This is a genomic window from Amycolatopsis sp. NPDC049691 (assembly GCF_040675005.1).
GTDB lineage: Bacteria > Actinomycetota > Actinomycetes > Mycobacteriales > Pseudonocardiaceae > Amycolatopsis.
Map to the genome: position 1 here is coordinate 284,447 of NZ_JBFANX010000002.1, position 12,193 is coordinate 296,639.

Annotated in this window: 10 protein-coding genes; 2 read left to right on the forward strand and 8 right to left on the reverse strand. The window is 72.1% G+C overall.

Features of this window, described 5'->3' with window-relative positions:
* Positions 1-17: 17 nt before the first annotated feature.
* The 4 genes from pyrE to AB0J40_RS05640 all read right to left on the reverse strand — a co-directional run bounded on the left by pyrE (position 18) and on the right by AB0J40_RS05640 (position 4,634).
* The gene (gene pyrE, locus AB0J40_RS05625) at positions 18-581 is read right to left on the reverse strand and encodes an orotate phosphoribosyltransferase (protein ID WP_176174031.1); all 564 of its coding nucleotides are present in this window, start codon (positions 579-581) and stop codon (positions 18-20) included.
* Between the two features lie 27 nt (positions 582-608).
* Positions 609-3,056 (reverse strand): ABC transporter permease, encoded by a 2,448-nt coding sequence (locus AB0J40_RS05630; RefSeq protein ID WP_364448049.1) that lies wholly within the window; start codon positions 3,054-3,056, stop codon positions 609-611.
* A complete protein-coding gene (locus tag AB0J40_RS05635; RefSeq protein ID WP_364448051.1) occupies positions 3,056-3,790 on the reverse strand; it encodes an ABC transporter ATP-binding protein in 735 nt (244 codons plus the stop codon). The genes AB0J40_RS05630 and AB0J40_RS05635 overlap by 1 nt, the downstream gene beginning before the upstream one ends.
* Positions 3,791-3,866: 76 nt before the next feature.
* Positions 3,867-4,634, reverse strand: coding sequence for an SDR family oxidoreductase (locus AB0J40_RS05640; protein ID WP_364448054.1), 768 nt, complete (start codon positions 4,632-4,634; stop codon positions 3,867-3,869).
* 70 nt (positions 4,635-4,704) lie between these two features.
* Between AB0J40_RS05640 and AB0J40_RS05645 the strand changes: the two genes are divergently transcribed.
* Entirely contained in the window at positions 4,705-5,364 is a 660-nt protein-coding gene (locus AB0J40_RS05645) for a hypothetical protein (protein ID WP_364448057.1), read from the forward strand.
* Here the strand turns inward: AB0J40_RS05645 and AB0J40_RS05650 are convergent.
* From AB0J40_RS05650 to AB0J40_RS05665, 4 genes are all read right to left on the reverse strand, one after another.
* Positions 5,361-6,110: a hypothetical protein gene (locus AB0J40_RS05650; RefSeq protein ID WP_364448060.1), complete on the reverse strand. Its 750-nt coding sequence runs from the start codon at positions 6,108-6,110 to the stop codon at positions 5,361-5,363. The two genes, AB0J40_RS05645 and AB0J40_RS05650, sit on opposite strands and share 4 nt — an antisense overlap.
* A 198-nt stretch (positions 6,111-6,308) precedes the next feature.
* Positions 6,309-8,906: an ATP-dependent chaperone ClpB gene (gene clpB, locus AB0J40_RS05655; protein WP_364448063.1), complete on the reverse strand. Its 2,598-nt coding sequence runs from the start codon at positions 8,904-8,906 to the stop codon at positions 6,309-6,311.
* A gap of 96 nt (positions 8,907-9,002) precedes the next feature.
* Positions 9,003-10,190 carry an MFS transporter gene (locus AB0J40_RS05660; RefSeq protein ID WP_364448067.1) on the reverse strand — a complete coding sequence of 396 codons (1,188 nt, stop codon included), beginning with the start codon at positions 10,188-10,190 and terminating at the stop codon, positions 9,003-9,005.
* Between the two features lie 101 nt (positions 10,191-10,291).
* Positions 10,292-10,777: a MarR family winged helix-turn-helix transcriptional regulator gene (locus tag AB0J40_RS05665; protein ID WP_364448070.1), complete on the reverse strand. Its 486-nt coding sequence runs from the start codon at positions 10,775-10,777 to the stop codon at positions 10,292-10,294.
* A gap of 236 nt (positions 10,778-11,013) precedes the next feature.
* Between AB0J40_RS05665 and AB0J40_RS05670 the strand changes: the two genes are divergently transcribed.
* Positions 11,014-12,189 (forward strand): globin domain-containing protein, encoded by a 1,176-nt coding sequence (locus tag AB0J40_RS05670; protein WP_364448072.1) that lies wholly within the window; start codon positions 11,014-11,016, stop codon positions 12,187-12,189.
* Positions 12,190-12,193 lie beyond the last annotated feature (4 nt).

Here is a 12,193-nt window from a genome sequence, read left to right on the forward strand (position 1 = left end):
CGGGTCACCCGGGCGACTCAGTCCAGGCCGAGGTCGTCCTTGCCCAGGATGTACCGGTACTCCAGGCCTTCCTTCTCGATGGCCTCCCGCGCCCCGGTGTCGCGGTCGACCACCGTCACCACGCCGATGACGTTCGCGCCCGCTTCACGCAGGGCCGCGACCGCCTCCAGCACGCTGCCGCCCGTGGTCGACGTGTCCTCCACCGCCAGCACGCGCTGGCCGCGGACCTCCATGCCCTCGATGCGGCGCTGCATGCCGTGCTGCTTGACGGACTTCCGGACGACGAACGCGTCCAGCACGACCCCGTCGCTGGCCGCCGAGTGCAGCATCGCCAGCGCGACCGGGTCGGCGCCCAGCGTCAGGCCGCCCGCCGCCACGTAGTCCCAGTCCGCCGTCAGCTGGCGCAGCAGCTTGCCGATCAGCGGCGCGGCCGCGTGGTGCAGCGTCGCGCGCCGGAGATCGATGTAGTAGTCGGCTTCCTTGCCCGACGCCAAGGTCACTTTTCCGTGCACCACGGAAAGATCGGTGACCAGCCTGGCCAGTTCGAGTTTCGCCGCTTGATCCAACCCGGGGTTCGCCACGGCCGAGAGTCTTACACACGGCCCCGCTCACTCCCCGATGGATGTGGCGTCGACCGCACGCCCGCGCGTCGCCGCCCAGGCCGGGACGAGGATCGCGACGAGCGAGAGCACCACGGCGATCGCGAGCACCACCAGGTAGATCGCGAGCGGACCCGACGGCAGCGGCGATCCGCTGACCACCAGGCAGAACGGCACGATCGAGCCCGCCGCGACCAGCGTCCCGAGCAGCACCGCGATGGCCGCGATCAGCCCGCCTTCGACGCCGGCCATCCGCAGCACCTGGCCGCGGGTGAAGCCGCTCAGCCGCTGCAGCCCGAACTCGCGGCGCCGCCGGGAAGTCGCCATCACCAGCGTGTTGACCACCGAGATCACCGTGTACGCGATGATCATCCCGACGAGCAGGTAGTTGACCCACGCGCCGACCTCGTTGCCCTTCGCGTGCGCCGCGATGAGCGCGTCCCGGTCACCGATCGAGACCGGCAATCCCGCGGTCGCCTCGCGCAGCCGTGAAGTCAGCGTCGCGGTGTCGACGCTTTCGGCCGCGCGCACCAGCAGCTGCGGCGCGAGCCCGGCCGTGGTGTGCGGGGCGAGCAGGCCGGCCGGCAGCACGAGCTTCTCGAACCCGGCGCGCTGCTTGACGACTGCGGCCACCCGCACGTCCACCGGCGCGCCGTCGCCGAGCCGCAGCGACAGCGTGTCGCCGACGTGGCGGCCCAGCGTGTCCGGCATCTCGATCGCGTTCCCGGTCAGCTCGCTGACACCCAGCGCGGGCCAGCCGTCGTCGTCGTGGTTCGAGTCGAACGGCTTCTCGATGAACACCGTGCTCGTGACGTACTCCGACGCACTCGCGACCCCCGGGGTCGCGCGCACGCGGCCCAGCACCGACGGGTCCAGGCCGCCCGGGCCGGCGACGACGGCGTCCGCGCGCAGGTCCTCGGTGTACGCCTGGTTCGAGACGGCTTCCTGGGTCGTCTGCAGGTAGATGTTGGCGGTTGCGATGCCGACCGCGAGCATGATCGGGGTGACCGCGCCCGCCGTCCGCACCGCGCCGACGCGGGTGTTGCGCAGCGCGACCCGGCCGGTGACCCCGCTCAGTGCCGCCACCGGCCAGCGCAGCAGCACCGCCGTCACCTTGGTGACGCCGGGGCTGATGGCCGCCAGGCCGAACGCCCACAGCATCACCGCCGGGCCGGCCGTGCTGGCCGCGACCGGGCCGGTCATCACCGCGACCGTGACGATCGCCAGCGCCGTCCCGCCCGCGAAGCAGAGGATCGCGGTGATCAGCCGGATCGGCGTCAGCCAGCGGCGTTCGACGGCGGCCTCGGCCAGCGCCTCGGTCGGCCGGACCTTCGAAGCCCGCCGCCCGGCCACGAAGGACGCGGCGAAGACGGCCAGCAGGGACGCGCCCGCGGCGACGACCGCCGGGATCCAGCCCTGCCCGAACCGCAGCACGTCCGGCACGACATGGTTGGCCGCGAGCTGGTCGAACAGCCAGTTCCCGAGCACCGGCCCGAGCACCACCGCGACGGCGACCGCGAGCAGCCCGACGACGAGCGCTTCGCCCAGCACCATCCGCCGCAGCTGGCGCGGGGTGGTGCCGATCGCCCGGAGCAGCGCGAGTTCGCGCTGGCGCTGCTGGGTCGAGAGCGTGAGCGTGCCCGCGACGACGAACACCATGACCATCGCCGACAACCCGCCCGAGACGGCGGCCAGCACGATCAGGTCCTCGCCGCTCTTGGTCACCTCGGGGAACTCCAGGGCGCCGCGGTCGGCGTCGGTCGTCACGACCCCGGCGTCGCCGACGACCGCCGACACCGCGGCCGCGTCCCCGCCGAAGACGCCGATCGCGTCGAACTGCCCGGGGTGCCCGGACAGCCTTTCCGCGTCGGAAGCCGCGAAGAACAGCGCCGAGTCACGCATGGCCTGCGGCGCCTTCGCGACGCCGGACACGCGGTACTGGCCGACGGTGCCGTGCGCCGCGACGGGCAGAGTGGTCCCGACGGCGATCCCCATGTCGGCGTCAACGACCACTTCACCCGGCTTCGGCGCTTCGCCCGTCAAGGCGTACGGCGTCAACGCGGCGGAATCCCACGCGTGCCCGAGCGCGCTCGCCGCGCCGAGCTGCACCGGGAAGCTGACCTCGCCGACCACGTTCGTGACGCCGGGGACCGCGCGCAGGCGTTCGGCCAGCGCGGCGTCGACCCGGACGCGCTCGGGCAGGGTGGCGTTCTTGTACTTGTGCTTGTCCTCAGGGTCGAGGGTTGCCGGGTCGTCTTCGGGCACCGCAAGCGTTTGCTGCCCGCCGACGACGATCGGCGCCGCGGCCAGCCGCTGCACCGGCGTCTCGGACCGGATGCCGGTCTCCATCAGGCCACCGCACGCCGAGACGATCAGCGCGCCGAAGAACACGGCGACGAATGTCGCCAGGAAGCCGCCCTTGCGCAGGCGCAGCGTCCGCATCGCGAGCTGGAACATCAGGCCGCCACCCGGTCCCAGGCGCCCAGGTGGGTCATCCGCTCGGCGACGGCCTCCGCGGTCGGCCGGGCCAGGCGGCCGGCGATCCGGCCGTCGGCCAGGAACACGACCTGGTCGGCGTAGGACGCGGCGACCGGGTCGTGCGTCACCATGATGATCGTCTGGCCGGACGAGCGGACGGAGTCGCGCAGCAGCCCGAGCACGTCGGCGGCCGTGCGGGTGTCGAGCGCGCCGGTCGGCTCGTCCGCGAACAGCACGGCCGGGTCGGTGACGAGGGCCCGCGCGATCGCGACGCGCTGCTGCTGCCCGCCGGAGAGCTGCCCGGGCAGGTGCTTGCGGCGCCCGTCGAGCCCGACGTGCGTGAGGATCCGCGCGACGAGCCGCTTGTCCGGTCGCTTGCCCGCCAGCTGCAGCGGCAGCACGACGTTCTGCTCGACCGTCAACGCGGGCAGCAGGTTGAACGCCTGGAAGACGAAGCCGACGCGGTCGCGCCGCAGCTTCGTCAGGTACGTCTCGTTCTTGCCGTCGAGGTCCTGGCCGTCGAGCACGACCCGGCCCGACGTCGGCCGGTCGAGCCCGGCGGCGCAGTGCAGGAACGTGCTCTTGCCCGACCCGGACGGGCCCATCACCGCCGTGAACCCGCCGCGCGGGAAGGAGATCGAAACCCCGTCCAGCGCGACCACGCCGCCGTACTCCTTGCGCACGGCCTCGAGCCGCACCGCCTCGTTCGTCATGGGGAAAACGCTATTGAGCCGGCCCGGTCACCACCCTGGTGCGCGCGTGCGTCTTGCGGGTAGGGACAGCCCTACTTCAGGTGCGGCCCTTGCCGCCGAAGCCGCCGCTGATCCGGCGCAGCACCGCCCGCGGCAGCAGCCCGCCGATCGCGACGACGGCCTTGTACTGCAGGCTCGGCACCGAGATCACCTTGCCGCGGCGCAGGTCCGCGAGCGCCTCGCCGACCACCTGTTCGACACCCAGCCAGGCGATTTTCGGGCCCGGTTTCCCGATGCCGGCCCGTTGGTGGAACTCCGTCGCGGTGAAACCGGGGCAGAGCGCCATCATCCGGACGCCCTTGGGCAGCGACGCCGCGATGCCTTCGGTGAACGACGTGACCCAGTTCTTGCTGGCCGTGTACGTCGAGCCGCGGCCGCTGAAGAACCCCGCGACGCTGCTGACCTGGATGATGTCGCCGTGGCCGCGCTGGATCATGCCGGGCAGCACGGCCCTGGTCAGCCGCAGCACGGCCGTGACGTTGACGTCGAGCTGGCGCTGCAGCGCGTCCGGCGGGATGGTCCAGAAGTCGCCGTTGAGCCCGAACCCGGCGTTGTTCACCAGCAGGTCGACCGGGCCGGCCGCGAGCCGCTCCTCGACGGCCGCCCGACCGTCCACTTCGGACAGATCGGCGGGGAGGACCTCGACGGCGACCCCGTGCTGTTCCCGCAGCTCAGCGGCGTAGGCCTCCAGCCGCGCGGTGTCGCGCGCGACGAGCACCAAGTCGTACTTCTCGGCGGCGAGCGTGCGCGCGAACTGCGCGCCGATGCCCGCGGTGGCGCCGGTGATGAGAGCGGTGGTGGTCATGTGAGTGAACGATACCCACAGGTCAGAGCCTCCGGGTGCACCCGATTCTCGGTCGGGCTATCGTCCGCGCATGGGTAAGCACAGCAGGCGCAAGAGCGGCTACCTGCCCAAGGTCGCCGCGCCCGTGGCCCTCCTGTTCGCGGCCCCCGCGACCGCGCTCGCCTCGCCGGCCGACCTCACGCTGCCCCTCGACCACCGGCACACCACGACGCTCGACAACGACGGCGACACGGTGTCGGCGAGCCGCCGCGACTTCGTCGGCAAGCAGCTCGGCGGCGTCCGGGCGGCGGCCGACCAGTCGGAAGCGGTCGCGACACGCGGCGACCGCGCTGGTGCGGTCGAGCGCTCTCGCCAGGGCGTCTGGCTGGGCAACGGCGTCGACGCACTGAGCGAGCACGCCGAGCAACTCGACGCGGGCCTGTTCACGGGCGACCTGACGGGCGGGCTCGCCGCCCGCCACTCGTCCGGCCAGGCCGCCGACCTCGGCTCTTTGGGCGCGGTCGGCATGACGTCGGAAGTGCACGCCATCGGCAGCTTCGCCGGTGACCTCGACGTGGGGCAGGCGCACGAGCTCGGCGGTCAGCTCGGACCGGCGTCCGGCCTGGTCAGGACGACGTCCGGCTCCTTCAGCGGCGACCTCGGCGTCGACCACGTGGTCCACGTCCAGGGCGGCGTGACGTCGTTGCGCGGCACGCTGGCGGCCAGCGTGCTCGACCAGCCGGTGCTCTAGTCCTGCGGGTCGGCGGGCGGCGGGATCGGCGTCCCGGCGGCGGGGGTCGGCGGGTTGCCGCCGGCGGACGGGATCGGCGCGCTCGCCTGGTGGCGGCCCGCGTCGTAGTCCTCGTCGAACGGGTCGACGATGTCCGCGATCTCGCCCAGGTCGCGCAGCAGGCGCTCGAGCCGTGACGGGCCGGCGCTCGGCACGACGCTGGCGAGCACCCACTCGTTCTCCAGCCACGCCACGCCGACGTCACCGCCCAGCTGGTCCGCGGCGTCGACGAGCTCCTGGGTGATGACGACGCGGGCGCCGTCGGCGTCGTCCGCGAAGGCGTAGCGCGAGCCGATCGGGCCGAGCATCTCGGGCATGTCGGCGCGCTGGAACGGCACGCTCGACAGCCACATCTCGATGGGGATCCGGTGCTTCTTGTTGCAGCGCACGGCGACGACGACCGCGGGGATCTGCCCCTCGGACTCGATGTCGAAGATGAACACCGGGCGGCGGCCGTCGGAGGTGAAGGTCGACCCCGCGACGACGTTCACGGCGGCGTCCGCGCCGAAGTAGCCGATCGCGCCGCCGGACCACTGCTGCGGCAGCCGTTCGTCCTCTTCGACGAACTGCCAGCCGCGCAACTGGGCCCAGCGCATGCGCTCGCGGTTGCGCGAACCCTCCTTCGCCCGGTCGGCAGCGAGCAGCCCGAGGCCCGCCACCAGGGCGACGGCCGCGATGACGAACCAGATCCACGCCGGAATACCCACGTCGTGCAGGGTATCGCCTGCTACGCCGAAGAGATGATCGCCGGTACCCGTGTCGCCGAGCCCGTTCGGAGCATTTCCCCGCTCCCGGGTCGACAAATCGGCACAACGCACCACTGTGGACGCCACGCCCGAGTGGTCTGCCGCGGCCGGTCGTGAGTGAGAAACAGGGTTCTAACCCTGTTTCTCACTCACGAGCCGTCAGACGCGGGTGACCGTCAGCGAGTCACCGGCTTCCAGGTCCGGGATGTCGACGCGCACCGTGTCGCCGTCCCGGATCTCGCCCGACAGCAGCTCCTTCGCCAGCTTGTCGCCGATCGCCGACTGGACCAGCCGCCGCAGCGGGCGGGCGCCGTAGATCGGGTCGAAGCCGTTCAGCGCCAGCCACTCGCGGGCGCCGTCGGTGACCTCCAGGTTCAGCCGCCGCTGGGCCAGCCGCTTCGCCAGCCGGGCGACCTGGATGTCCACAATGGACGTCAGCTGCTCGGTGCCGAGCGAGTGGAACACGACGATGTCGTCGAGCCGGTTGAGGAACTCCGGCTTGAACTGCCGCTGGACCACCGACAGCACCGCGTCACGCCGCTGCCGCTCGTCGAGCGACGGGTCGGCGATGGCCTGCGAGCCGAGGTTCGACGTCAGGATCAGGATGGTGTTGCGGAAGTCCACCGTCCGGCCCTGGCCGTCGGTCAGCCGCCCGTCGTCGAGGACCTGCAGCAGCACGTCGAAGACGTCCGGGTGGGCCTTCTCCACCTCGTCGAGCAGCACCACCGAGTACGGGCGCCGCCGGACGGCCTCGGTCAGCTGGCCGCCCTGGTCGTAGCCGACGTACCCCGGCGGGGCACCGACCAGGCGTGCCACCGAGTGCTTCTCGGCGTACTCGCTCATGTCGATGCGCTGCATCGCGCGCTCGTCGTCGAACAGGAACTCGGCCAGCGCCTTGGCCAGCTCGGTCTTGCCGACGCCGGTCGGGCCGAGGAACAGGAACGAGCCGGTCGGGCGGTCGGGGTCGGCGACGCCGGCCCGGCTGCGGCGCACCGCGTCCGCGACGACCTGCACGGCCTCGGCCTGCCCGATGACCCGCCGGGTCAGCTCCTCCTCCATCCGGAGCAGCTTGCCGGTCTCGCCCTCGAGCAGCCGGCCCGCCGGGATGCCGGTCCACGCGCTCACGACGTCGGCGACGTCGTCCGCGCCGACCTCTTCCTTGAGCATCACGTTCTGCTGGCTGGCCTCGCTCGCCGCGGTGGCCGCTTCGAACTCCTTCTCCAGCGCCGGGATGCGGCCGTAGCGCAGCTCGGCGGCCTTGCCGAGGTCGCCGTCGCGCTCGGCGCGCTCGGACTCGCCGCGCAGCTGCTCGAGCTGCTCCTTGAGCTCGCGGACGCGCTCGATCGAGCCCTTCTCGTTCTGCCAGCGCGCGGTCAGCGCGGTCAGCGTCTCGCGCTTCTCCGCCAGCTCCGCACGCAACGCCGCCAGCCGATCGAGAGAAGCGGCGTCGCTCTCCTTCGAGAGCGCCATCTCCTCGATCTCCAGGCGGCGCACGGCCCGCTCGACCTCGTCGATCTCCACCGGCCGCGAGTCGATCTCCATGCGCAGCTTGGACGCGGCCTCGTCGACCAGGTCGATGGCCTTGTCCGGCAGGAAGCGCGCGGTGATGTAGCGGTCGGACAGCGTCGCGGCGGCGACCAGCGCGGCGTCGGTGATCCGGACACCGTGGTGCACCTCGTAGCGCTCCTTGAGCCCGCGCAGGATCGCGATGGTGTCCTCCGGCGACGGCTCGCCGACGAGCACCTGCTGGAAGCGCCGCTCCAGGGCGGCGTCCTTCTCGATGTGCTGGCGGTACTCGTCGAGGGTGGTCGCGCCGACCATCCGCAGCTCGCCGCGGGCGAGCATCGGCTTGATCATGTTGCCCGCGTCCATCGCGCCGCCCTCGCCGGTCGCGCCGGCGCCGACGATCGTGTGCAGCTCGTCGATGAAGGTGATGACCTCGCCCGCGGAGTCGGTGATCTCCTTGAGCACGGCCTTCAGCCGCTCCTCGAACTCGCCGCGGAACTTCGCGCCGGCCACCATCGACCCGAGGTCGAGGGCGACGACGCGCTTGCCGCGCAGCGACTCGGGCACGTCCCCGGCGACGATGCGCTGGGCCAGGCCCTCGACGATGGCCGTCTTGCCGACGCCCGGCTCGCCGATCAGGACCGGGTTGTTCTTCGTACGCCGAGACAGCACCTGCACGACGCGGCGGATCTCGGTGTCGCGGCCGATGACCGGGTCGAGCTCGCCGTTGCGGGCCCGCTCGGTCAGGTCGACGCCGTACTTCTCCAGCGCCTTGAACGTGCTCTCGGGGTCCGCGCTGGTGATCCGGGCCGAACCGCGGACCTTGGCGAACGCCTCCTGCAGCGCGTCCGGCGTGGCGCCGTGGCGCTTGAGCAGGTCGGCCACCTGGCCGCCTTCGGTGGCGAGCCCGACGAGCAGGTGCTCGGTCGAGACGTACTCGTCGCCCAGCTCGGTCGCCAGCTTCTGCGCGCGCGTCAGCGACTTGACGGCGAAGGTGTCGAACTGCGGGCTCGACACCGTCGCGCCGGTCGCGGACGGCAGCGCCGCGATGAGCGGCTCGAGCTCCTTGTGCACCACCCCCGGGTCGGCCCCGACCGCGGTCAGCAGCGGTGCGGTCAGCCCCTCACCCTGCGCCAGCAGGGCGCCCAGCAGGTGGGCGGCCGACACGTGCGGGTTGCCGGCCATGGTGGCCGCCTGCGCCGCGGACGAGATCGCCTGCTGGGTCTTCGTGGTCGGGTTGAAAGCGTCCATCCCTCACCTCATGCTCGGTACTTCAAAAGTCCTGGTGGCAGGCCTGACCGTGACCTGACACTATCCATAACGCACGAAAACTTGAGTCTGTTCCGCTCAACTCTGACCGGGTGCGACGGCGCTCGCCGGCAAGCGCGAGCCGAGCATCCCGAGCCCGGCGACGGCGAGGCCGGCACACGCCCCGACCAGCACCCAGGGTAACCAGTCCGCGACCGAGAACAACGCCACCACGGCGGGCGCGATGACCTGCGCCACGGTGAACGCGTACTGGTACGCGGCCAGATAACGCCCGCGGGCGACCGGAGGTGCCGCGGCTTCGGCGAGCGCACCCGAACGCGGGCCGAAGACTAGGTCGCCGGCGGCGAAGACGAGCGTCGACACCAGGAGGTATGCGACCTGCCAGCCGTCCGGCACGAGCAGCACGCCGAGGGTGACCAGGCACCACGCGGCGAACAGCGCGGAGCCCGCGCGCATCGCCGCGATCCGGGTCAGCCGGGCGGTGAGCCGCAGCGCGAGCGTGCCGCCGACGCTGGTCAGCACGGTCAGCAGGGCGAGGATCGCGCCGGGCAGCCAGGCCGGGCCGTGCAGCCGGTCGAGCACGAACACCGGCGTGCCGATCAGGAAGAAGTCGAGCGAGAGCCCGAAGAGCCCGCTGAAGAGGATCAACGCGAGGTACGGCCGGTCGCGCAGCACCTTCACCGACCGTTCGTCCTGCTGCTTGTGCGGCCGCGCGAGCCGGACGAACAGGGCGAGGATCGACGCGGCCACGAAGAACGTCAAGGCGTCGAGGACGAGCGCGATCCGGTACCCGCCCGCCCCGAGCCAGGTCAGCAGCGCCCCCGCGACGAGCCCACCGAGGCCGAAGCAGCCGGCCCGCACCATCCCCACCTCGGCGAACGGCCGGTCCTTCTGCACGTCACCCGCGACGTCGGCGATGAGCACGAACAGGGAGCTGTAGAAGAGCTGCTGCCCGGTGGCGAGCAGCACCGCGGCGGCCACGACCGGACCGGCGGCGTCGGCGAGCAGGTACGCGCCCGCGCCGGCGGCCTGCAGCAGCTGCGCGCCGATGACCACGGTCCGCGGCCCGACGCGGTCGACGAGCCTGCCCGCCAGCGGCGGTACGACGAGCCCGCCGATGGTGCCCAGCGTGACCGCCGTGCCCGCCACCGCGAGCGGCACGCCGACCACCTGCGTCACGTAGACCAGCGCCAACGGGAGGAACAGACCTGAGCCGAAGTTGTCGATCCCCAGCGCGCACAGCAGTGCGACCCGGCTACGCGTCACCTATCGACGTTAACTCCGTGGCCCGCCGCCGGGTCAGGACCGAACGGAGACTTTCCGTCTTGCGAAATGCAACTGCCGGTGCGCCTGCGCGGGCACTGGCGTCACTTGTTCGTGTCGGCCAGGCAGGCGGCGCTGCCGAGGGCCCGCCGGAGGTCGGCGTTCATCTCGGCGAGCCGTCCGGTGAGGTCGGTGACGCGCTCGTCGTCCCAGCCGCCGAGCGCCCGCTCCATGAACTCGAGGTAGTTGGCCCGCCACCGGGCGAGCTCGGCCCGGCCCTTCTCGGACACGCTGACCAGGGACGCGCGGCCGTCCTCGGGCGCGGGGCGGCGGTCGACCAGCCCGGCGGCGGACAGCTGCGTGATCTGCCTGCTGACCACCGACAGGTCGACGAACCGGCGCTTGGCCAGCTCGGACGGCCTGGCTTCGCCGTTCTTCGCGAGGTCCGACAGCAGCATCGCGGCCGCCGGGTGCAACCCGGGCTCGTCCTGCCAGGCCTGCATGATCCAGGCGTGCTGGAGCTGCGACGCGGTCTTCAGCTCACGCATGAGCTCGACCCGGACGTCGTCGTCGGTGTCGTCGAAGCTCATCTGGCGCCTCCTGCCATATACTTGTGCAATACAAGTTTATGACCGGTCGCTTGCGCGAGCAAGGATCGGTCCGGTGAGGTCGCCCACGCCGTCACCACCCGCGATACACCCGGTCGGAGCAACAATGCGGGCAAAAGGGCGCCCGGCGGCTACCCTGCGGACGGACCGCGCGCGCGGCGCGGCCGAGTGACAGAGGTGCAAGCAGTGGCGATGGATCCAGGAGGCGGCCCCCACCCATGACCGCCGACTCGGTCAGCCCGCTCCCCAGGTCTTCGGCCCCGCGTGAGGCCCCCGCGGCGGTCGCGGCGATGGTCCGGCTCATCCGGGACAGCTGGGCCAAGTCGGAGCCGTACATCGCCGAAATCTCCCAGTTCTTCTACGGGATGCTGTTCACCCTCGCGCCGACCACGCGCGACTTCTTCCCGATCAACATGGAGATCCAGCGCGGCAGGCTGGTGCGCGCGCTGGTGCACATCGTGCAGATGGTCGACCGGCCCGACGACCTCGCGCCGTTCCTGCGGCAGCTGGGCCGCGACCACCGCAAGTTCGGCGTGGTCCCGCGGCACTACGAAGCCGTCGGCACGGCCCTGCTCGCGTCCCTGAAGAACCACCTGGGCCGGGAGTGGACGCCCGAGGTCGAGCGCGCGTGGGCCGAGGCGTTCACCATCGCCGCGCGGGCCATGCAGGACGCCGCCGCGGCGGACACGAACCCGCCGTCGTGGTCGGCCACCGTCGTCGAGCACCGGCGACTGACCTGGGACCTCGCCCTGGTCCGGCTGGTGCCCGACCAGCCCGTGCCGTATCACCCGGGCCAGTACGTGAGTGTCGAAGTCCCGCAGCGGCCGCGGCTCTGGCGCTACCTCTCGCCGGCGAACGCGCCGCGTGAGGACGGCGGCATCGAGTTCCACGTCCGCGCGATCGACGGCGGCTGGGTCTCCCGCGCCATCGTCAGCCACACCCAGCCCGGCGACGTCTGGCGGCTCGGCCCGCCACTCGGCCGGATGACGGTCGACCGCGAAGCGTCACGAGGCGTGCTGATGGTCGCGGGCGGGACGGGCGTCGCGCCCCTGCGCTCGATCCTCGACCACCTCGCGCTCTGGGGCGAGAACCCGAAGACGCACCTCTTCTACGGCGGGCCGGCCCGCGAGGACCTCTACGACCTCGAGGAGCTGCGCGCGCTCGCGTCGGTCAACCCCTGGCTGACCGTGACGCCGGTGGTGGAGCGCGGCGGCGACGTCCCCGGGTTCGAGCAGGGCACGCTGGCCGAGGCGGTCACGCGGTACGGCTCCTGGCCGGACCACGACATCCTCGTGTCCGGCTCGCCGGCGATGATCCGCGCGACGGTGTCGCGCATGCTGGTCGCGGGCAGCGCGCTGGACCAGATCCAGTACGACCCGTTCACGATCGACTAGCAGC